The 20,109-nt window shown below is 71.9% G+C and carries 20 protein-coding genes and 1 tRNA gene; 7 read left to right on the top strand and 14 right to left on the bottom strand.

All coding sequences use genetic code 11. From position 1 onward, the window contains the following. Positions 1-110 precede the first annotated feature (110 nt). Positions 111-1,223, top strand: a complete 1,113-nt coding sequence (locus QA802_RS01305) for a DUF3533 domain-containing protein (protein WP_334517505.1) — start codon at positions 111-113, stop codon at positions 1,221-1,223. Between the two features lie 175 nt (positions 1,224-1,398). On the opposite strand, the gene QA802_RS01310 is transcribed toward QA802_RS01305, so the two are convergent. The 5 genes from QA802_RS01310 to QA802_RS01330 form a co-directional block, all read right to left on the bottom strand. Then, positions 1,399-5,343: an nSTAND1 domain-containing NTPase gene (locus QA802_RS01310; RefSeq protein ID WP_334517507.1), complete on the bottom strand. Its 3,945-nt coding sequence runs from the start codon at positions 5,341-5,343 to the stop codon at positions 1,399-1,401. A 263-nt stretch (positions 5,344-5,606) separates the two neighbouring features. Continuing rightward, the gene (locus tag QA802_RS01315; protein ID WP_334517509.1) at positions 5,607-7,124 is read right to left on the bottom strand and encodes an NlpC/P60 family protein; all 1,518 of its coding nucleotides are present in this window, start codon (positions 7,122-7,124) and stop codon (positions 5,607-5,609) included. Between the two features lie 245 nt (positions 7,125-7,369). Then, positions 7,370-7,882, bottom strand: a complete 513-nt coding sequence (locus tag QA802_RS01320; RefSeq protein WP_334517511.1) for a hypothetical protein — start codon at positions 7,880-7,882, stop codon at positions 7,370-7,372. A gap of 123 nt (positions 7,883-8,005) precedes the next feature. Further along, entirely contained in the window at positions 8,006-8,503 is a 498-nt protein-coding gene (locus QA802_RS01325; RefSeq protein ID WP_334517513.1) for a hypothetical protein, read from the bottom strand. Positions 8,504-8,695: 192 nt separating this feature from the next. Then, positions 8,696-9,073 (bottom strand): VOC family protein, encoded by a 378-nt coding sequence (locus QA802_RS01330; RefSeq protein WP_334517515.1) that lies wholly within the window; start codon positions 9,071-9,073, stop codon positions 8,696-8,698. A gap of 199 nt (positions 9,074-9,272) precedes the next feature. Between QA802_RS01330 and QA802_RS01335 the strand changes: the two genes are divergently transcribed. Next, a complete protein-coding gene (locus QA802_RS01335) occupies positions 9,273-9,662 on the top strand; it encodes a DUF4333 domain-containing protein (protein ID WP_334517517.1) in 390 nt (129 codons plus the stop codon). 35 nt (positions 9,663-9,697) lie between these two features. On the opposite strand, the gene QA802_RS01340 is transcribed toward QA802_RS01335, so the two are convergent. Next, complete coding sequence (locus QA802_RS01340; protein ID WP_319168345.1) at positions 9,698-10,180, bottom strand: MarR family winged helix-turn-helix transcriptional regulator; 483 nt, start codon at positions 10,178-10,180, stop codon at positions 9,698-9,700. A gap of 180 nt (positions 10,181-10,360) precedes the next feature. Between QA802_RS01340 and QA802_RS01345 the strand changes: the two genes are divergently transcribed. Beyond that, the gene (locus tag QA802_RS01345; protein WP_334534222.1) at positions 10,361-11,728 is read left to right on the top strand and encodes a pyridoxal phosphate-dependent decarboxylase family protein; all 1,368 of its coding nucleotides are present in this window, start codon (positions 10,361-10,363) and stop codon (positions 11,726-11,728) included. Between the two features lie 143 nt (positions 11,729-11,871). Here the strand turns inward: QA802_RS01345 and QA802_RS01350 are convergent, their stop codons facing one another. After that, positions 11,872-12,351: an ATP-binding protein gene (locus QA802_RS01350; protein ID WP_334517521.1), complete on the bottom strand. Its 480-nt coding sequence runs from the start codon at positions 12,349-12,351 to the stop codon at positions 11,872-11,874. Positions 12,352-12,526: 175 nt separating this feature from the next. Between QA802_RS01350 and QA802_RS01355 the strand changes: the two genes are divergently transcribed. Then, positions 12,527-12,892, top strand: a complete 366-nt coding sequence (locus QA802_RS01355; protein WP_334517523.1) for an STAS domain-containing protein — start codon at positions 12,527-12,529, stop codon at positions 12,890-12,892. Between the two features lie 72 nt (positions 12,893-12,964). Here the strand turns inward: QA802_RS01355 and QA802_RS01360 are convergent, their stop codons facing one another. Continuing rightward, positions 12,965-13,894 carry a UTP--glucose-1-phosphate uridylyltransferase gene (locus QA802_RS01360; RefSeq protein WP_334517524.1) on the bottom strand — a complete coding sequence of 310 codons (930 nt, stop codon included), beginning with the start codon at positions 13,892-13,894 and terminating at the stop codon, positions 12,965-12,967. 228 nt (positions 13,895-14,122) lie between these two features. Between QA802_RS01360 and QA802_RS01365 the strand changes: the two genes are divergently transcribed. Continuing rightward, positions 14,123-14,401, top strand: coding sequence for a GlsB/YeaQ/YmgE family stress response membrane protein (locus tag QA802_RS01365; protein ID WP_334517525.1), 279 nt, complete (start codon positions 14,123-14,125; stop codon positions 14,399-14,401). 112 nt (positions 14,402-14,513) lie between these two features. Here QA802_RS01365 and QA802_RS01370 read toward each other — a convergent pair. The 5 genes from QA802_RS01370 to QA802_RS01390 form a co-directional block, all read right to left on the bottom strand. Further along, positions 14,514-14,587 (bottom strand) — tRNA-Met (locus QA802_RS01370). Positions 14,588-14,646: 59 nt separating this feature from the next. Then, positions 14,647-14,850, bottom strand: coding sequence for a cold-shock protein (locus QA802_RS01375; RefSeq protein ID WP_009192932.1), 204 nt, complete (start codon positions 14,848-14,850; stop codon positions 14,647-14,649). 179 nt (positions 14,851-15,029) lie between these two features. After that, a complete protein-coding gene (locus QA802_RS01380; protein ID WP_319168349.1) occupies positions 15,030-15,557 on the bottom strand; it encodes a hypothetical protein in 528 nt (175 codons plus the stop codon). Between the two features lie 148 nt (positions 15,558-15,705). After that, entirely contained in the window at positions 15,706-16,197 is a 492-nt protein-coding gene (locus tag QA802_RS01385; RefSeq protein ID WP_334517526.1) for a hemerythrin domain-containing protein, read from the bottom strand. A gap of 113 nt (positions 16,198-16,310) precedes the next feature. Continuing rightward, a complete protein-coding gene (locus tag QA802_RS01390; RefSeq protein WP_334517527.1) occupies positions 16,311-16,802 on the bottom strand; it encodes a GNAT family N-acetyltransferase in 492 nt (163 codons plus the stop codon). 288 nt (positions 16,803-17,090) lie between these two features. On the opposite strand from QA802_RS01390, the gene QA802_RS01395 reads away from it, so the two are divergent. Together QA802_RS01395 and QA802_RS01400 are read left to right on the top strand one after the other, a co-directional pair. Beyond that, positions 17,091-18,227: a T6SS phospholipase effector Tle1-like catalytic domain-containing protein gene (locus QA802_RS01395; protein ID WP_334517528.1), complete on the top strand. Its 1,137-nt coding sequence runs from the start codon at positions 17,091-17,093 to the stop codon at positions 18,225-18,227. 181 nt (positions 18,228-18,408) lie between these two features. Next, positions 18,409-19,269, top strand: a complete 861-nt coding sequence (locus tag QA802_RS01400; RefSeq protein WP_334517529.1) for an oxygenase MpaB family protein — start codon at positions 18,409-18,411, stop codon at positions 19,267-19,269. A gap of 54 nt (positions 19,270-19,323) precedes the next feature. On the opposite strand, the gene QA802_RS01405 is transcribed toward QA802_RS01400, so the two are convergent. Then, positions 19,324-19,686: a MerR family transcriptional regulator gene (locus QA802_RS01405; protein WP_319168353.1), complete on the bottom strand. Its 363-nt coding sequence runs from the start codon at positions 19,684-19,686 to the stop codon at positions 19,324-19,326. Between the last annotated feature and the right edge of the window lie 423 nt (positions 19,687-20,109).

Below are 20,109 nucleotides of genomic sequence, written 5' to 3' on the forward strand. Positions count from 1 at the left end.
CGCCGTCCGGCACCCCGCGGAGGGCGAGGGCAGGGCTTTGGAGCGGGCCGTGGGGAACGGTTCCGGTCAAGCGGAGCGGGGGATTCACCCGGCTGTGGGATCATGCGCCCGTGAACGCACCCTCCACCCCCGCTCAGAGCGGATCCCCTGCCGGCCTCCAGCCCAAGTCGTCCGGTTTCGCCGCCGAGTTCAAGGACGCCGTCACCCTGCGGGCCTTCGGGCTCGTGCTCGGCGCCCTGCTCGTCCAGCTCGCCTTCGTCGTGTCCTACGTCGGCGCCTTCCACTCCCCCACGCCGCACCGGATACCCGTGGCGGTCGCCGCTCCGCAGCAGGCGTCCGCGAAGATCGTCGCCCAGCTGGACGCGCTCGACGGCGACCCGGTCGAGGCGACCGCGGCGCCCAGCGCCGAGGCCGCGCGGCAGTGGGTCCTCACCAGGAAGGCCGACGTCGCCTTCCTCTTCGACCCGACCGGCACCCAGGACACCCTCCTGGTCGCCTCGGCGGGCGGGCCGTCGGTGTCGCAGACCGCGACGCAGATCGCCCAGAAGATCGAGGCGGCGCAGAAGCGTCAGATCACCGTCACCGACATCCGTTCTCCCAACCCCGGGGACGGGCGCGGGATGACGTCCTTCTACCTCGTGCTCGGCTGGGTGATCGGCGGCTATCTGACCGCGACGATCATGGGCATGGCGGCGGGCGCCCGCCCGGCCAACCGACAGCGCACCCTGATCCGTCTCGCCGTGCTCGTGCTGTACGCGGTCGCGTCGGGGATCGCGGGATCGGTCGTCGTGGGGCCGGTGTTCGACGCGCTCGGGGGCCATTTCTGGGCTCTGAGCGGCATCGGCACGCTGGTCGTCCTCGCCTCGGCGGCGACCGCGCTCGCGCTGCAGACCCTGCTGGGTCTCGCGGGCACCGGCGTGGTCATCCTGCTCTTCGTGGTGCTGGGCAACCCGAGCTCCGGCGGTGTCTACCCGGCGCCGCTGCTCCCCTCGTTCTGGAGCGCGATCGGGCAGGCTCTGCCGCCGGGGGCCGGCACCACCCTGGTGCGCAACACGGTGTACTTCTCGGGCCACGCCGTCACCGCGGCGGTCTGGGTGCTCGGCGCCTACGCGGTGGGCGGCGCCGTACTCGCCTGGGCGGCGTCCTGGCGGAACGAGAAGCGGCGCCTCGACGCCCCCACCCCCGAGGCCGGGCCCCCGCCTCAGGCCTCGCCCGCCGTCTGACGCGACGTCAGGCCGTGCCGGAACCCAGGGACCACGCCGACGCCCAGGGGACCGCGCCGGAGGCCAGGGACCGCGCCGGAGCCCTGGCGCCGCCCCGGAGCCCCGGGGAGCCGCTCCGGCGCCACGGCCGTCCGGACCGACCCGCCGGACCCGGGGACCGCCCCGGGCCGACGGGTCAGGCCGCGCAGGTGGGTGAGTACGCGTATCCGGGCAGCAGCCGTTGCCATCGCCGGCGGTCGACGGGGCCCACCACACGGCACAGCGCCGCGACCCGGTCGGCGATGCCGGGATCCCACAGCCGCACGGTGCCGTCGTTGCCGGCGCTGGCGACGGTCCTGCCGTCCGGGGCGTAGGCGACGCTCCACACCGCTCGGGTGTGCCCGGTCAGGGTCGCGACGAGCCGTCGCCGCACGGGGTCCCACAGCCGCACCGTGCGGTCGTTGCCGCTGCTGGCGAGCGAGCGCCCGTCGGGGCTGAACGCCAGCCCCCGCACCGCCCCGGCGTGCTGGCCGAGCAGCCCCGTCACCCGGGCCCCGGCCACGTCCCACATCCGGATGACGCCGTCGTTGCCCGAGCTGGCCAGGGAGCGGCCGCCGGGTGCGAACGCCACGGCGCGCACGGAGCCGCCCTTCGCGGTGAGGACGGTGGCGAGGCGGGCCCGCGAGACGTTCCAGAGCCGCAGGGTGAGGTCGTCGCTGCCGCTCACGAGCGTGGCGCTGTCGGCGCTGAAGGCCAGGCAGTTCACGAAGTCGGTGTGGCCGGTGAGCACCGTGGCCCGCTGCCCTGCCGGACCGCCCGCGGACGACATCCTCCACAGCCGTACGGTGTGGTCGGCGGAGCCGGAGGCGAGCCATCGGCCGTCCGGACTGAACGCCACGTCGAACACGGCACGGGTGTGACCGCCGAGCACGACCGGGGCGCCCCCGCCGGCCGCGACGGGCCACAGCCGCACGGTGTGGTCGGCGCCGGCCGAGGCGAGCCACCGGCCGTCCGGGCTGAACGCCACGGCGTAGGCCGCGCCGCTGTGGCCGGTCAGGGTGCGGACGAGGGTGCGGCGCGCCACGTCCCAGAGCTGCAGGGCGCCGTCCGTCGCGGCGGAGGCGAGCATCCGGCCGTCCGGGCTGAAGGCGGCCTTCCACAGTTCGCTGACCGGGTAGGCGCTGAGGGTGTGGCCGGTGAGGTCCCACAGGGCCACGGTCCCGTCGAAGCCGGCGGTGGCCAGCAGGCCGCCCTTCTCCGCGACGGCGACGGCCATCACGTAGTCCGTGTGACCCGAGAAGGAGTCGACCGTGCGGCGGGTGTGGACGTCCCAGCGGACGATCGTGCCATCGCCCCCCGCGGAGACCACGGTGTGGCCGCCGGGTCCGAAGGCGAGGCCGTTCACGTCGTCGTCGTGCCCTGCGAGAAGGGCGGTCTGCCGGTGGGTCGCGGGATCCCACAGCCGTACCGTGCGGTCCGCGCCGCCGGTGGCGAGCACCCGGCTGTCGGGACTGAACGCCACGGCGAGGACATCGCCGCTGTGGCCGCTCAGGACGCCGACGGCACGACGGGTGTGCGGATTCCACAACCGTGCGGTGCGGTCGGCGCCCGCGCTGGCCAGGAGGGAGCCGTCGGGGGCGTACGCCAGCGCGAGGACGTCCCCGGAGTGCCCCGGCAGTCGCCCGGTCTGCCGGTGGGTCCGGGTGTCCCACAGGCGCACGGTGCCGTCCTGGCCGGCGGAGGCCACCGTACGGCCGTCGGGCGAGAAGCTCACGGCGCGGACGGGTCCGCGATGCCCTGTCAGTGCGGCGATCTGACGCCGGCCGGACACCGACCAGAGGCGGATCGTCCCGTCCGAACCGGCGGAGGCCAGGGTGCGCCCGTCCGGCGAGAAGGACACGGACCGCACGGGCCCGTGATGACCGGCGAGTACCCCCACGGCCCGTCGGGCGGCGACGTCCCACAGCCGCACGGTGCCGTCGGAGCTGGCCGAGGCCAGCAGCCGCCGGCCGGGGCCGAAGACCACGCTGTTCACCGCTTTGTGGTGGCCGGTGAGGCGGCCCGCGAAGGCGCCTGCCTGCGTGCTGAGCAGTGCGCTGCGCGCCTCCGTGGTCCGCGAGGTGCGGTAGGCGGCCTCCGCCAGCAGCATCGAGGCCTCCGGCTGCCCGAACGCGAGTTGGGCGGAGCGGGCCGCCATGGCCTGCGACAGGGCGGTCCTGCGCTGTTCGTCGGCGGAGGTGCGCTGTTCGAAGACGGTCGCGCCGGCCAGGAGGGCCAGGGCGAGCAGGACGGTCAGCACGACGACCCCCATCCGCTGCTGGCGCACCCGGCGCCGCGACAGGCGACGGCGCAGTTCCTCCTCACGGTCGGAGGCGCGCAGGAAGTCGGCCTCCACGGGCGTCGGCACGCTGTCCCGGCCGCTGGGACCCGCGGCCCACTCCCGGGCGGCCGTCAGCCGGGCCCCGCGGTAGAGCAGGCCGGGGTCTCGGCCCTCGCGGTCCCATTCGCGGGCGGCGGCGCCCAGTTGCTGGTGCAGGAGCAGGTCGGCGCGCGTCGTCCTGACCCAGGTGCGCAGTCTGGGCCACTCCCGCAGCAGGGCCTCGTGCACGATCTCCACGCGGTCGGCGTCCACCGTCAGCAGACGGGCCGTCACCAGTGCGTCGAGCGTGGCGCGTGCGGCGGCCGGGTCCCGCAGCCCCTCGAGCAGTTCGGACGTGGTGCGCGGCCGTCGGGAGGCCTCGTTGTCCTCGCCGACGCGCACCAGCCGCAGCAGCAGCCGGCGGGCGGCGTTCTGCCGGACCGGTGACAGCGCGGCGAAGAGGTCCTCGGCCGCGGTGGCGACCGAGCCGTGGATCCCGCCCGTCGCCAGGTAACCCGCCACGGTCATGGTGGAGTCGGTGCGCCGCTGCCAGGTCTCCCGCAGGGCGTGTCCGAGCAGCGGGAGGGCCCCGGGCCGACCGATCGGGGCGGCCGGGTCCGCACCGTTGCCCGCGGGGTCCGGTGTGTCGGCCGCGCCCAGGTCGCGCAGCAGCAGTTCGACCAGTCCCGGCTCCAGGGAGGTGCCCGTCGCGGTGGCCGGACGGACGATGCACTCCCGCAGTTCGTCGGTGGTCATGGCGCCCAGCGCGAACAGCCCGTCGCTGACGACCGGGACGAGCTGCGGGTACTCCAGACAGCGTCCGGTGACGTCGGCGCGCACGCCCAGCACCACGGTGAACGTGAACGCCTGCTCGGCCGACTCGGTTTCGTCGCCGCCGCCGGCGAGTGCGGCGAGCGCCGCGACGTAGGCTCTGCGTTCCGTCTCGTCGTCGCAGAGGGTGAAGACCTCCTCGAACTGGTCGACGATGACGACACAGCCGTGGGGCCGCGGCGCGGCGCCGGCCCAGGAGCGCAGGGCCGCCACGAGCAGGTCGGCGCGTTCGCCGGGCGGGCGGTCGTCGTGGAGGTGGTCGTGGTGGAGGCGGTCGTCGTGGAGGCGGTCGTCGTGGAGGTGGTCGTCGTATAGGTGGTCGAGCAGTCCGGCGGGCAGCGCGGCGCGCAGCGCGTGCATGAGAGCGGACAGCGGTCGGGCGGTGGGGGTGCACATCACGATCGGAGCGCCGCTGCCTGTGCCGCTGCCTGTGCCCGTGCCGGCGCCGAGGCCGCCGTCCACGAGTGCGGGGACGAGGCCCGCACCCAGCAGCGAGGACTTGCCCGACCCGGAGAGCGCGACGACGGCCACCGGCCCCTTGCCGAACCGCTGGTCGAGGCGCTCGACGAGCGCGGCGACCGCTCGTTCCCGGCCGAAGAACCGCCCGGCGTCACGCGGGCCGAAGGCCGACAGGCCCGGGTACGGACAGCTCTCGTTGTCGTCCGGGCCCGACCGCGCCCCGCGCAGGGCCGGCGGCAGCAGGGCGAGCAGGGCGCCGTCGGCCGCCAGAGCGTCGTCGCACAACCGCGCGACATCGCCGTTGACCGGTTTCCTGCCGTTCTCGATCTTGCTCAGATAGCCCTTGCTGTAATGCGTGGTCCGCGCCAGGTCGGCCAGTGACAGGCCACGTTCCAGGCGCAGTTCGCGAAGCGCGACGCCGAACGACGAGTGTTGCGGCCGCCGTCGGGCGGCGACCGACGGGTGCGCGGACCCGCCGTCCTTGTGGTCCATGAGTGGTGTGCCCCGAGGCCAACGGCGCGCGGAACGCCGTTTCTGACGCCGACTGGTCAGGTCGGCGACCGTATGTCTGGGGGATGGTAAGCCGGGACGAGAACGGGGCCTCCGAGGCGTGACGGGAAGTGACGAGTGTCACAAAAACCAACCGCCGTCCGGCACATGGGTTTCCGGCCGGTCCAGGAAGCCGCCCCGGTACGCGGGCCCCCCGTGAGCCTGCCTACCGGGGCGGTGGATATGGGATCAGCCGACGGGATCGGTCAACTCACGCCGGGAATCACACAGTTCCGGACGCCGTCCAGCCATGCGTCGCCCTTCATGTAGATGTTGCTGACCCAGCCCTGGTACTCGGGCAGGTACGACCAGGCGTCGTTGGTGTACCCCTCGGCCGTCACGCTCTCGGCGTGCTTCTGGCAGGAGACCGCCACGCCGGTCGGGCCGGAGAGCCGGGTCACGACGCCCGCGCCGGTGGAGGGCGTGCTGCGGATCGTCACCCCGGTGCCCCAGGTGCTGTAGGCGTGTGTGCCGACGGGGGTCGCGGTGCCCCTGCCGTCGCAGGCCGGGACCCCGGCCAGCCAGGCGTCGCCCTTCATGTAGATGTTGGTGATCCAGGCGCCGTACTGCGGCAGGTAGGACCATGCGTCGTTGGTGTAGCCCTCCGACGTCACGCTCTGGGCGTGCATCTGGCAGCTGACGGCGACCGAGGTGGGACCGGCCAGCCGGGCGACCGTCGTCCCGTTGACGGTGGACGGCTGGGAGCGGAGCGCCACGTCCGTGCCCCAGGTGCTGTGGGCGCCGCCCTGGGTCGCGTTGCCTCCGCCGCCGGGGCCGATCTGCGGGTCGTAGTCGGACCCTGTGCAGGTGGGCACCTCCGGCAGCCAGGCAGGGCCCCTGAGGAAGATGTTGCTGATCCAGCCGCCGCGGTTGGACAGGTACGTCCAGGCGTCGTTGGTGTAGCCCTCCGCGGTGATGCGCTCTCCACGCTGCTGACACTTGGCGTACACGATGTCCGGTCCGGACAGCCGCGTCACCTGGTCGGCCGAGCGGTTGGGGTGCCGGCGCACGGCGACGTCGGTGCCCCACGTCACCTGAAGCGTGCCGTCGTAGCCCGGGGGTTCCGTGAACGGGCTGCCCTGCGGCATCCGCGTGACCCCGACCAGACGGTTGTCGCTGATGCGGGAGTTGATGTCGATCACACGGATCGGCAGCTGCGACTGGTAGGCCTCGACGACATAGCCGTCCCCGAGGTAGAGCATCACGTGGCTGATGTCCTTCACCTGACCGCCGCCCGCCGTGTACACCAGGTCGCCGGGCTGCATGTCGGACACGGCCGGCTTGCCTCCGCCGGCGCCGTGGACCTGCTGGTACTTCCGCCCCCCGTTGACATACATGTCCCAGGCCGTCCCGCCGCCGAGGATGTCGTACCCGGCCGCCCTGAACCAGGCCCAGCGCGCGAAGCCGGAGCAGTCGAACCCTCGGGTCTGGGGGTCGAGCGCGGTCTCCTCGAAAGCGGTCGGGCTGCTGAGGTCCCAGGTGCCGTAGCTCTGGCCGGGAGCCGGTCCATGGCCTCCGCCCCACGTGTACACCGTCCGCGCACGCCATTCCGCGCAGGCCGCGTCGATCGCGCGGTGCGCCTCGGGCGAGGCGATGCCCTGCACGGCGCACCAGTTCTGCTCCCCCGTGCCGGCCGCCTGTGCGGCGGTCGTCGGCAGCAGTGCCAGGAGGAGAGCGGTCACCGTCATGGCGACCAGCCCCGCTCCCCGGCGCAGTGTTCTCATCCCGTTCTCCTCTCGCGGCCGTGCCACGTCGCCGTGGCGCCGACAGTCCGGACCGCGTTTCGATCACGCCCCCGTGTGGCTCAGGAGCAGAACAGGCCTCACCGTGGCCCGAGCGGGCGGCCGGGAACAGGGGTTTCCCGTTGCCTCTTGGCACGGTGACCGGGAAACCCCTGCTCCGGCCCCTGCTCCGGCCCCCTGTGGACTTTCCGGTCTCTTCCTTCTCCGCGCTTCCTTCTCCGGCCTGGTCAGCCGCGCCAGATCTTGACGTACGTCACCGCGTCGTTGAGCGTGTCGCCGACGTAGGAAATGGAGCGCCCGAAGGTGCCGTTGCCCCTCGGGCCGCTGAGGAAGGCCTTGGTGCATCCCCCGTCGACGAGGAGCGACGACAGGTGCGTGGACCACCAGCTGTTCGGGTCGAAGCTGTAGCCCGCCGCGTCGCAGGGCCCGGCGTTGCCGTAGACCTTGGTGTACTCGCCGCCCCAGTCGGCGTGCTCGGACCAGGTCATCAGCTCCGTCTGCGCCGCCGCGCGCGGTACGGCCGCCGCGGCCCGGGCGGGGGCGTCGGGACCGCTGAAGCACTGGTGCAGGCTGACGTGGGACGTGCTCTCGCCGGGCTTCACCTCGTCGAGGACGAGGACGCAGTGGGCCGGGCCGGCCCCCTTGGCGGCGACGGGGGCGGGCGCGGCGACAGCGGGACTGCCCAACGCTCCCACGAGGGCGGCCGTCGCGAGCGCGAGCACGGTGCGTGACTTGTTCATGGGCTTCTCCAAAGGGATTTCGTCGTCACGGTCGTCGGACGGACGCCATGCGGAGCCCGACGGGCGTATGGGCATGCGGTCATGCAGGCGTATGGGCACGCGGGCGTACGGGTGGGCGGCGGCCTACCACCACGGGTCCGTGCAGTGGATGCCGGACCGGGTCGAACCGCACGCGCGGAACTTCCAGTTGGGGTCGTGGCTCGTGCGCTGGGCCGCGCTCGTCTTGTTCTCGCCGCCTCGTGAGGTGAACGGCCCGCACTGGATCCAGGTCCGGCCGCCGTCCCGGGTCCAGTCCAGCCACACCTGGTTGCCCGGCTGCACGTCACCGGCGATGAGAGCCCAACCGCGCTGGACGCCGCGGATGTTGCCGTACTGCAGACTGATGTTGATGCCCTCGCTCCACAGCGTCACCTGACGGGCGGCGGTGTCGTACGCGTTGTCGGAGATGTCGATGAACCCGTTCCTGCCGCCCTCGCAGTCCGAGGCGGCGGCCTGCGCCGAGCCCGCCGGCCCGAGGAGCGTCATGCCGCCGGCGAGCAGCGCCGCGGCCGCCGCCGTGGACAGGGCCCTGCCCCGGACGGACCGCCGCGCGGCGGACGAAACGCGATTCCAACTGATCACTGGCCCAGATCCCTACGTGAGTTCCGTCCCGGGGCCGACGCTCGGTGCGACGGCGCTGCCTGGAAATCGGCGATGCTCACGTTGTCGTCAGGGGCCTGGGACGACCAGGCGTTTCCCGGGGTTGTCCCGTTGCCCTTGCCGTGGGAAACACCTCACCGCGGCCGTCCCGCGCCGCCACCGGCTCCTTCGTGTTCAGTCCCGGACGAGGCAGAAGGGGTGCCCTGCCGGGTCCGCGAAGACGCGCCAGCTCCGCCGCTCGCCGCCTTCGTCGAGGAGGGTGCCGCCCAGGCCGAGGACGCGCTCCTGAGCCCGGTCCAGGTCTTCCACCCCCAGATCGAGGTGGAACTGCTGGGGGTGTGCGGGATCCGGCCACCGCGGGGGCCGATGGTCTTCCACCCGCTGGAAGGCCAGCACGAACCCGTCGTCGGTGTGCAGCGTCGCCCAGTCGTCGCCGAGCGACCACCGTGGATCGGGCCGGTTCACCTCGCCGCCGAGGAGAGACTGATAGAACCGGGACAGCTCGAGGACGTCGGTGCAGTCCAGCACCACACACTGCAGCTTGGCGAACATGGAGGGCAGCGTAGAACAGCACCTCGCATCCTCGTGCCGCCGGCGGTCGGCCGACCGGCGGAGGGGGACGGCACGGCCGGCCGGGGTTTCTGGCCAAATGGCCGAGGCGCCCGCCCGTGCCCGCGAGGGAGAGTGGAGCCGCCCCCTTCACCCGATCATTGTTGTTCGCAGGTCCAGCACCCGAACCCGGGAGTACGAGATGCAGCGCGGTTTCCTCGTCGGCGCCGTCGGTGGCGCGGTCGCCGTGGCCGCCGTGGCCGGTGTCGTCACCTGGCTCTGCGCCGCCAAGGATGTCCAGCACACCACGGTCAACCCCGTCGCCCGGGGTCTCTACGTGAAAGTGGACGACCGGTTGGCGGTGGCCGACACCGTCCTCGAGGCCCGCATCCAGGGCTGGTACCACCCGCTCCCCTGGCTCGGACGCGAGATCCACGACGTCTCCTGCCCGTCCCATCTCAAGGCGGTGGTCGGCGCGTCCGAGACGTGCACGGCACGGTCCGGGGGCGAGCGGATCTCGATTCCGGTCCGTGTGATCGACGTCGAGGGAGACCCCGCCGAGCCACGGGTCACCTGGAAGTTCGACCGCTGACCGCTGACATCCGTGACGACCGGCCCCGCAGGCCCTCAGTCGTCGCCGAGCGCCTTGTGGATCTCGGCGAGCGAGCCCGTCAGTCGCGGGTAGTCGCCCGGGGCCACCGGCGTGACGAAGTACCGCTCGACGACCCGCGAGTGGACCTCGGCCGCCCGCAGGAAAACGCCGCGACCGTGGTCTGTGATCTCGACCAGAACGCTCCGACGGTCCTCGGGTGAGGGCACACGGCGGGCCACGGCGGCCTCTTCCATGCGGTCGATCAGCCGGGTGATGCCACCGCTGGTGAGCGTGAGGTCGTCGGCGAGCACACGCTGGGTGACCTCCTCGTCCGGCCGGCGACAGAGTCTGAGGAGGACCTCGAACATCGTGTGGCTGATCCCGCACTCGCGCCGCAGCGCGTTGTCGATCCGCCGTTCCAGCCGGGTGGCGCTCTTGATCAGCAGCCCGAAGTCGTGCACGAGCGGGCTGTTGGCGGCGCGGGCGGCCTCGTCGCCCGGCCGGTCGGCCGCATCCACCTGTTCGTGTCCTCTCCTGCCGCCGGCCCCCTCCTGACGAGGGGTCCTCCGCGCGCCCGACTTTACTGCCTGCTCACCTACCGATGTCTCAATTGCTGAGCAGTCAATTGCTGAGCGATCAGCAAAAGCTTACGATGACGCCCACCGCCACCGCAGCAGTCGGAGAAAGGGGACATGTCCATGGACCTGCAGCACTGGCTCGGTCGGGCCGTCCATGCCATACAGGAGTGGACCGACACCTACAGCCCGTACGAACCGCACCCGTCGCTGCACGTCGACGACGAGCGCTTCGCCTCCGCCGTCCAGGAGCTCACCGGTCGGCTGACGACGGGCAACTACCCCTTCTTCCATCCGCACTACGCGGGCCAGATGCTCAAGCCCCCGCACCCCGCCGCCGTGGTCGGCCATCTCGCCACCATGCTGATCAACCCCAACAACCACGCCCTGGACGGCGGGCCGGCCACCGCGGCGATGGAGCGCGAGGCGGTCGCGCAGCTCGCCGCCATGTTCGGCTACGACACCCACCTCGGCCATCTCACCACCAGCGGCACGATCGCCAACCTCGAAGCCCTCTTCGTCGCCCGGGAGCTCCACCCCGGCCGGGGAGTCGCCTACAGCACCGAGGCCCACTACACCCACGGCCGTATGTGCCACGTACTCGGCGTGAAGGGACACCCGGTCCCCACCGACGAAGGGGGCCGCATGGACCTCGACGCCCTGGAGGACGTCCTTCGCAGCGGAGACGTCGGCACCGTCGTCCTCACCGCGGGAACCACCGGCCTCGGCGCCGTCGACCCGATCCATCGCGCGCTCGAGCTGCGGGACCGCTACGGCGTACGCCTCCACGTCGACGCCGCATACGGAGGCTTCTTCACCCTGCTCGCCGGCGCCGACGGCCCGGAAGGCCTCCCGCCCGAGCCCTGGCGGGCGATCGCCCGGTGCGACTCGATCGTCGTCGACCCGCACAAGCACGGACTCCAGCCCTACGGCTGCGGGGCCGTCCTCTTCCGTGATCCCGAGGTGGGGCGCTTCTACCTGCACGACTCGCCCTACACCTACTTCACCTCCACCGAGCTCCACCTCGGCGAGATCAGCCTGGAGTGCTCGCGGGCGGGTGCGGCGGCCGCCGCGCTGTGGCTGACCTTCCGCCTCATCCCGCCCACCCCCGCCGGTCTCGGCCGCGTGCTGGCGGCCGGCCGCCGGGCCGCGCTGCGGTGGACCGACCTGATCTCGCAGTCCGACGTGCTGAAGCTGTACCAGCGGCCCGAGTTGGACATCGTCGGCTACTTCCCGGCCGTGGAACCCGCCGCCCTGTCCGCCGTGGACGCCGCGTCCGCCCGGGTTCTCACGGACGGGATGAACGACGGCGATCCGGTGTTCCTGAGCACCCTCAAAGCCGGTCGTGAGGCGTTCGCGGCCCGCCATCCGGAGATCGCCGCGGACGCCGACGGCGCGCGCATCCTCCGCAGCGTCCTGATGAAGCCGGAATCCGAGCACCACGTCGAACGTCTCCACGACCGGGTGGAACAGCTCGCGCGACCGCGCTGACCGAGGCGTGCGAGCGCCGCACGCCGGCCGCCGGCGCCCCTCACCGGCCTCGGGGTGCGGGCAGCCCCTGCGCGTCGTCCTTCATGGTCCCGGCATGGTCCCGGCTGTCCGCTCCGGTTCGGCTGCGGAGCTCGGCCGTCTCGTCACGGCGGGCGGCGGGCCGCCGCGTCACCGCCGGGCGGGTCCGCGAGGACGATGCGGGCGATGACGCGTTTGCCGTCCGGCCGCCGCTCGACGGCGAGGTCATGGGCGACGGCCTGGACGATCTCCAGGCCGTGCCGGCCGATCCGGGCGGGATCGGCGGTCCCCGCCACCGGCACGGTGGGATCGCTGTCCCGGACCACGACCTCCACCATGGCTCCGGTGACCCGCAGCTGCATCAACGCCGGCCCCGGCGCGTACTTGCGGACGTTGGTGACCAGCTCGCTGACCACCAACTGGGTCAGGTCCATGGCCCGCGAGGACACGTCCACACCGCGTTCGTCCCGGGCCCGCGTGAGAAAGTCGGCGGCATCGCGACGCGCCTGAGCGATGCACCCGTCGCCTCCCGCCAGGGCGTACCCCGCCTGGATCAGGTCAGTGCCGGGCCCCGTGCCGCCTTCGTCGTCGGATCGCGATTCCACCGGGCATCGTCCCTCTGCTTCCCACTCACGGTGTGCGTGTACCCGCCACGTTGTCATGCATGTCACGGGCCGTGTTCTTCGGCACAGCCGGTCGGGATCGAGCGACCGGGACCGTGCGGCAGAATTGGCTTTCACAGACGCTGCCCCGGGCAGCCCAGGTGCGATTGAGGAAACGGTGACTGACAACCAGGAAACGGGCCGACCCGACCGACTGTCCGTCGAACACGCCAGCGTCGACGGCATCCGTGTCGTGACCCTGCGCGGCGAGATCGACCATGACGTCAAGGACGCGTTGAGCGAGGCACTGCTGTCCCGAAACGGTGATCACACGCATCGGATCGTGGCGGACCTCAGTGGCGTGACCTTCCTGGACTCCAGCGGCATCAACGTGTTCGTCCAGGTTCACCAGCGCGTGAGCGCCGCCGAGGGGTGGCTGCGGCTGGCCGCCGCCCAGGAATCGGTGGCGCGGGTCGTGCAGCTCGTCGGCCTCGACTCGGTGCTCTCCTGCCACAGCACCGTCGAGCAGGCGCTGACCGCCTGATCGTCGATCTGCTCGGCCGGCCGGCCTACGGCCGCTCGCTGCGAGCGGGCGGCCCGGGCGGTAAGCCGCAGATCAGGAGCTGTTCTCCTGCCTGGGGCCGGCAGCGCGGTCGGCGTCGAGTCCGGCGACCAGGCCCCGCAGCACCGGCCCGTACTCGGGATGGGCGAGCGCGAACGCCATCTGAGCGACGAGGTAGTCGGCCGGGTTGCCGGTGTCGTACCACCGTCCCTGGATGACCTGCCCGTACACCGCGCGGGTGGCGGCGTAGGCGTTGATCGCGTCGGTCAGGTAGATCTCGCCGGTCCGGTGCTCGTACCAGCGCCGGGTCTGCTCGCGCAGTTCGTCGATGATGCCGGGGGTGACGACATAGCCGCCGATGGCCGCGTACGACGACGGTGCGTCGACGGGCCGGGGCTTCTCGACCAGGCCGGTGATGCGCAGGGTGCCGCCGCCGAGGTCCTCCTTCACGATGGGCACGCCGTAGCGCTGGGAGTCGCCCGGGTCCATCGGCAGCAGGGCCAGGACCGGACACCCCGTCAGTTCGTAGGCCCGGATCAGCTGTTGGGCGCGGGGCACCTCGGCCACGAAGACGTCGTCGGGCCACAGCACCAGAACGGGTTCGTCGCCGAAGGCGCGGGCGGCGTTGAGGACGGGGGTGCCGTTGCCGTACGGGCCGTGCTGGTCGAGGTAGGTGATGTGGCCCTGCCGGGCCAGCTCGGCGACCTCCTCCACCGCGTCCGCGTAGGCCGTCTTGCCGTCCTCACGAAGTTGGGCGACGAGGGCCGGGTTGGGGCGGAAGTGGTCCTGGATGAGGCTCTTGCCGCCCGAGACGACGATGGTGATGTCGGTGATCCCGGAGTCCACCAGCTCACGCACGGTGTGCTCGATGACCGGCTTGTCGCCGACCGGGAGCATTTCCTTGGGAGTCGCCTTGGTCAGGGGCAGCAGACGGGAGCCCAGTCCGGCGGCAGGGATCACGGCCCTGCGGATCGTCGGGGACATGAGATCTCTCTCGGTCGAGCGGCACACCGTACCGGCCGGCACGGCACAGGCCGACGCTACCAACGCCCGCCGGCGCTCCCGCCCTGAGGCCGGACCCGCCGGCCGTCCGGCCGCGTCCGGCGGTGGTCGCACCGGCGATGAGGAATCTGAACACAGACGTTTGTTCGGGCGCGGACGGTGCACACGAGAAGCTAACACTGTCCTTATACGAGGAAGCGGAGACACATCATGGGCATCATCGCGTGGATCGTCATCGGCCTGCTCGCCGGCGCCATCGCCAAGGCCTTGATGCCGGGCAAGGACCCCGGCGGCATCATCGTCACCATGCTCATCGGCATCGTCGGCGGTCTGCTGGGCGGCTGGCTCGGCAAGGTGATCTTCGGCGTCGACTCCATCGACGGCTTCTTCGACCTCTCCACCTGGATCGCCGCCATCGTCGGCTCCTTCGTCCTGCTCGCCCTCTACCGCCTCGTGACCGGCAACCGGCACTCGCACCGCCACGCGTGACCGGCCGATGGCACAAGCGTCCGTGCGCGTGAGCGGCTCTTTCGTGCGGATCACGCAGGCCTGTGCCGCAAAGGCGAAGGGGCCCGGCGGTGTGCCGGGCCCCTTCTTCTCGTAGCGGGGACAGGATTTGAACCTGCGACCTCTGGGTTATGAGCCCAGCGAGCTACCGAGCTGCTCCACCCCGCGTCGGTAGTGCCACTCTACACGGTGGCGTCGGCGGGGCGGTGCGGGGCCGTGCGGCGGTGTCAGCCGCGGACGATGTTCTCGGCCTGGGGTCCCTTCTGGCCCTGGGTCACGTCGAAGGTGACCGGCTCTCCCTCCACCAGTTCCCGGTAGCCGTTCCCGGAGATGTTGGAGTAGTGGGCGAAGACGTCCGGTCCGCCGCCGTCCTGGGCGATGAATCCGAAGCCCTTTTCGGAGTTGAACCACTTCACGGTGCCGCTGGCCATGCTGCTTGTCCTTCAGTTCTCGCCGGGAGTCCCGGCTGGTCCGTGTTACGGGGCCTGTCCGTGAGCGGAAGGCACCCGGCATCCGTTCTACCCCGCGGACGGCGGGGTTATCCGACTATTGCGCCGGTCGCGGCGCGTCGTGTGCCCGAACCGGTGACGGGGGCGGCCGCTCAGGGGCCTCAGGTGAAGTACAGCGCCGCCTTGTCCATGACGTGACGGCTGAACATTCCCCCGTACACGACCCTGCCCCGGTACATGGTGACCCGGCTGACCCCCGACCCCGACGTCTCCACCGTGAGCGGTCGGCCGATCAGGGACGTCCCGAGGATCCGGGCGTCCGCGGCGGCCCAGGTCCGCGCGGCCGGCTGGACGGCGCCGCTGACCAGTGCGGGCAGGACCATCGCCGCGTTGCGGGCGCCGGCCAGACCGCTGCGGATGCTCTTCGCGTAGTCCATGGCCCACCCCGTGAACTGGGCCATCGACGCTTCGTCCACCGCGGGAACGGCGGCGGCGAAGACGAACAGTTCCACCTTGGTGCCGAACCACCGCGCCTTGCGGTCCGATCGGCTGCCGATCACCACGGGGCAGTCGCTCCAGGCGGACGCGGTCACCGCGCATCCGTCGGACGTGAGCCGTCCGCGGAGCGCTTCCAGATAGGCGTCGGCCGGGTCTGCCGGTGGCGCCCCGTCGGTTCGCTGCTGAGTCATGCGCGAGCCCTCCCCCGTCGGTGTCGCAGGCCGACCGGCCGGACCCGGCCGGTCGGACGTCAGCTCATGATCGCGCCTGCGACGGTCCGCGTAAATACGTGGAACCTCGCCGGCGGGGTCGCGCCCGCCCCGTCATGCCGTCATGCCGTCATGAGTGGACGATGCGGCGCACGTTGTCCACATCGCCGCAGCCTGCCCTCAGCTGCCGCTCCCGCTCCTGCGAGAACGCCTCGCCGAGCTCCTCCCGGCGTTTCATGGCGGTGTTCTCGCGGGCACCGTTGAGGATCGTGCGCTCCTCCTCGTCGGCGTGATGGGTGACGGCCTGGACGAGCTCCTCGAGTTTCTCGTCCCACTCCTCGGAGCCGACCTCGCCCACTTCCAGGAGGGCGAGGAGCGCCTTGTTGCCCTCCTCGTGCTCCTCCTCGCCGTGCTCCACCTCCTCGTCGTCGATCTTCCTGTAGCGCTTGAGGGCGGGGTACACCTCCGCCTCTTCCGCCAGGGCATGGGCGACCAGCAGGTCGGCGAACTCCCGCAGCGCGGCCGCCCGGTCGGCTTCGACACTGCGCATCAGACGGAAGAGATCCTCCATTCTCCGGTGGTCCTGGAGAATGAGTTCGACGACGTCTCGTGTCTCGGCCATGGAACGGTGTCACTTTCCTACGAGGGAACCTTGCCGGCTCCGACTACCCCCGCCGGCCGTCTTCAACAGTCGGGACGCGGATGCCGGCGCCCGCTCGAGCGCCGGCCCGTGTTCTACGGGCGGGGAAGCAGATCGCGCTCGTGCCAGATGCCCGGCTTGCCGTCGAGGTCGGCCGGGCCCACCGCGACGAACCCTGCCTTCGCCAGCACCTTGCGGGACGCCGCGTTGTCGTGGGTGGTGGCCGCTCGCAGTGTGCGCAGCCCGTGGCGGGCGACCGCCAGCCGGCACAACTCCTGCACGGCGGCGGTGGCCACGCCACGACCGGCGGCCTTCTCCGCGACCCGGTAGCCGAGTTGCGCGGTGCCGTTCTCGAAGTCGTACAGGTTGAACCGGCCGAGGACCGAGTCGTCGTCCGCGACGAGCAGGTAGAAGGCGCAGACGTCCGCCTCCTGCTCGGCCAGCAGGGCGTCGTGCCGGTCGGCGTACTCGTCGAAGAAGGCGTCGCCGCGGTCGGGGATCGCGGCGGCGAAGTAGGCGCGGTTCGCCAGCTCGAAGGCCAGGACCTCCGGGGCGTGGTCGGCATGCAGCCGTTTCAGCTCGGGCACCGGCCGACTCTACCCAAGCGGTGTGCGTGAGCGCCGAGTTCGGAGCGTGGGCACCGAGTTCGCAGGGGCGGCGGGGAGTCCGCCGGGGTGAGTGGCAGTCCCGGTAGGACGGTGCCACCATGAAAGGACCGGGGTGCGAGGCCCCGTCTCTGCTGCGGCTTCGGTCACAGAACACGCGCCCGAGAAGCAGTACTGCGGCATCGAGACGCTTCGCGACCCCGGACGGGCCGCGCGGCCGTGCTCGCGCATGAGGTGCGGCCCGGACGCTCGCCTGCCAGGAGGGATCACATGGCCAAGCGTCTGATCGTCTGCTGTGACGGCACATGGAATTTCGCCGACCAGCCCAGCAAGACGAACGTCACCAAGGTCGCCCTGTCCGTCCGCCCGCAGGACGGCGACGTCACGCAACGCGTCTACTACCACAGCGGTGTCGGCACCAGCCGACGGGAGCGGCTGCGCGGCGGCGCGTTCGGTGTGGGGCTGTCCCGCAACGTCGTCGACGCGTACCGCTTCCTGGTCGACAACTACGAGCCCGGGGACCAGCTGTACTTCTTCGGGTTCAGCAGGGGCGCGTTCACGGCCCGCAGTCTGGCCGGTCTGGTGCGCAACTCCGGGATCCTGCGCGGGGAGTACAGGGATCGCGTCGGTGATGCCTGGACCCTCTACCGCAGCCGGACGGAGGAGCCGACGAGCACGGCGTCCAGGCTGTTCCGCCGCTCCTACGCCCACGAGACGGGCATCCGGTTCATCGGCGTGTGGGACACCGTCGGCGCCCTGGGCATCCCGATGCCCGCCTCGCGCCGGCTCGCCGCGGGCGTGGACCTGTTCAACCGCCGCTGGGCGTTCCACGACACCACGTTGAGCAGTTGGGTGCAGAGTGCGTTCCATGCGCTCGCCGTCGACGAACAGCGCTCGCCGTTCCCGCCCACGCTGTGGCGTCGGCAGGCCGTGACCGACAGCGAGGAGGCTCTGCGCCGGCGTGGCGGCAAGGCCCAGGAACTCAAGCAGGTGTGGTTCACGGGGGTGCACTGCGACATCGGCGGCGGCTACGAGGACCCGGCTCTGTCCGACATCCCCCTGCTCTGGATGGTCGGCGAGGCGAAGCGCTGCGGCCTGAAGTTCGAGGACGCGGCGTTCACAAGGAGCGAGCCGGGGGCGGCGCCGTCCGGGGACTCCACGGACATCAGGGTCCAGCCCGACGTGATGGGCGAGCGGCACGACTCGCGAACGGGCCTGTACCGGTGGGTCGCGCCGGTCCCGCGGCCCATCGGCGAGGCCGTCGGCGGACACGAACGCGTCTCGGACACCGTACTGCGACGCCATGACGCCGACCCGGGCTACCAGCCGAAGAACCTGGCCGACTACCTCAAGGACTCGGACCCGCAGGTCGAGAACGTACGCCCGCGGATCCCGGGCGGGGAGTAGCCGTCGATCGACCGTACGGATCGCCTCCCTTCACCTCGGGTGCTCGAGGGGCCGCGGAGAGTGCCGGGCTCCTCGCGCGATGACCGCCGTGAGCGTCTGTCGGCCGGTGGGGGATCTCTCGCCGTTTCCGCGTTCCGGCGGGTGTCGCGGACACTGGACGGCAGGAGAGGGGAGGCCGCCCGTGCTGACCACCGTCCGTGAACACCTGGGACAGGTCCTGTTCCGCCGCGTCGCCGGCCCCGACGGGCCGACGACACGTGCTCGCATCCACGACACCCCCGGACCGCGCTGGTTCGCGCCGGAGCGTCCGATCCGCACGGTCCACGGCGACGCCTCCATGTTCATCGGCGGTCTGAGCGCACTGCTGCTGCAGTCTCTGCATCCCCTCGCGATGGCGGCGGTGGCCGGGCACTCCGGCTATCGCGGCGACCCGTGGGGCCGGCTCCAGCGCACCAGCACCTTCCTCGCCGTGACGACCTACGGCACCGCCGCGGACGCCCAGCGGGCGGTCGACCACGTCCGGGGCATCCACGAACGGATCCGTGGGACGACGGCCGACGGCGTGCCGTATCACGCGGCCGATCCGCAGCTGCTCGGCTGGGTGCACGCCGCCGAGACGGACAGTTTCCTGCGCGCCCACGAACGCTACGGAGCCGCTCCGCTGGACGCGGCCGGTTACGACGCCTACGTCGCCGACACCGCGCGGGTCGCGGAGGCGCTCGGCGTGAGCGATCCGCCCCGCGACCGCCGCGCCCTGTCCGCGCGCCTGGCCGCCTACCGGTGGGAGCTCACGGCGACGCCCGAGGCCCGGGCCGCCGCCCGCTTCCTGCTGTTCCAGCCGCCGCTGCCGCTCGCGGTCCGGCCGTTCTACGGCGGGCTGGCCGCGAACGCCGTGGCGCTGCTGCCGGACTGGGCGCGCGGCATGCTGTGGCTGCCGCGCGTCCCGGTCGTCGAGCAGCTCGCCGTACGGCCCGCCGGACAGGTCCTGACCCGCACCATCCGCTGGGCCATGACGCCGCCGCGCCGGCCCCGGCCGGTATGAGCGGCGCCGTGTCGGACTGCCTTCGCCCTCCCGTCCGCCGGGTCGGCGCCGTGGTCAGGCGGTGGACTTCTGCTGTGACACGTGTGGCGCGTGTGACGCCCCGCGCTCGTTGCGCAGTTCCTCGTTCATGCGCTGGGCTTCTTCCAGCTGGTCTTCGAGGATGACGATGCGGCAGGCGGCCTCGACGGGGGTGCCCTGGTCGACGAGTTCGCGGGCACGCGCCGCGACGCGCAGTTGGTAGCGGGAGTAGCGGCGGTGCCCGCCTTCGGAGCGCAGGGGGGTGATCAGGCGGTGTTCGCCGAGGGCTCGGAGGAAGGCGGGGGTGGCGCCGAGCATCTCGGCGGCCCTGCCCATGGTGTAGGCGGGGTAGTCGTCGTCATCGAGCGGGGCGACGGGGCGGGTACTGCGTGGGGGCATAGACCTCTTCTTCCGGGGGACGCGTCGGGGGGCCCGGGTGCCGTACCGGCACCCGGGCCCCGAGCTGTCAACACCATCTGCCGACTGCGTGCGCCGGCGCCTTGTTCCGCAGGGCCCACCCGAAGGGGCTGGGCTGCGGGGATCGCTGCTGCGTGACCGGGGACCACCTTCCAATCCGGGGTCTGCGGTACCCGGGCGGACTTCCTCCGCGCCCGGGCGATCCTGATGGCGTCTGCTCCTTACTTTCGGCTACACGGTGGACTGTTACTGCTGGATACCGCGGGTACTGCTCGCGACCCGGCGGGCCGCGTCCTTCTTGGACTGCGTGTGCGCCAGTTCGTGTCTGCCGCACTCTCTCGACTTCTTGAGTACGAGAGAAACAGTAACCCGGCAGTGCGGCCATGTCTACTCTCGTCAGCACAG

The sequence above is a fragment of the Streptomyces sp. B21-105 genome (assembly GCF_036898465.1).
In the GTDB taxonomy this organism is placed as follows: Bacteria; Actinomycetota; Actinomycetes; order Streptomycetales; family Streptomycetaceae; genus Streptomyces.

Excerpts from the sequence above, each read along its gene's own strand:
- QA802_RS01310 (WP_334517507.1), bottom strand. The coding sequence starts at position 5,343 with ATGGACCACAAGGACGGCGGGTCCGCGCACCCGTCGGTCGCCGCCCGA.
- QA802_RS01315 (WP_334517509.1), bottom strand. The coding sequence starts at position 7,124 with ATGAGAACACTGCGCCGGGGAGCGGGGCTGGTCGCCATGACGGTGACC.
- QA802_RS01320 (WP_334517511.1), bottom strand. The coding sequence starts at position 7,882 with ATGAACAAGTCACGCACCGTGCTCGCGCTCGCGACGGCCGCCCTCGTG.
- QA802_RS01330 (WP_334517515.1), bottom strand. The coding sequence starts at position 9,073 with ATGTTCGCCAAGCTGCAGTGTGTGGTGCTGGACTGCACCGACGTCCTC.
- QA802_RS01335 (WP_334517517.1), top strand. The coding sequence starts at position 9,273 with ATGCAGCGCGGTTTCCTCGTCGGCGCCGTCGGTGGCGCGGTCGCCGTG.
- QA802_RS01345 (WP_334534222.1), top strand. The coding sequence starts at position 10,361 with ATGGACCTGCAGCACTGGCTCGGTCGGGCCGTCCATGCCATACAGGAG.
- QA802_RS01360 (WP_334517524.1), bottom strand. The coding sequence starts at position 13,894 with ATGTCCCCGACGATCCGCAGGGCCGTGATCCCTGCCGCCGGACTGGGC.
- QA802_RS01365 (WP_334517525.1), top strand. The coding sequence starts at position 14,123 with ATGGGCATCATCGCGTGGATCGTCATCGGCCTGCTCGCCGGCGCCATC.
- QA802_RS01375 (WP_009192932.1), bottom strand. The coding sequence starts at position 14,850 with ATGGCCAGCGGCACCGTGAAGTGGTTCAACTCCGAAAAGGGCTTCGGA.
- QA802_RS01380 (WP_319168349.1), bottom strand. The coding sequence starts at position 15,557 with ATGACTCAGCAGCGAACCGACGGGGCGCCACCGGCAGACCCGGCCGAC.
- QA802_RS01385 (WP_334517526.1), bottom strand. The coding sequence starts at position 16,197 with ATGGCCGAGACACGAGACGTCGTCGAACTCATTCTCCAGGACCACCGG.
- QA802_RS01395 (WP_334517528.1), top strand. The coding sequence starts at position 17,091 with ATGGCCAAGCGTCTGATCGTCTGCTGTGACGGCACATGGAATTTCGCC.
- QA802_RS01405 (WP_319168353.1), bottom strand. The coding sequence starts at position 19,686 with ATGCCCCCACGCAGTACCCGCCCCGTCGCCCCGCTCGATGACGACGAC.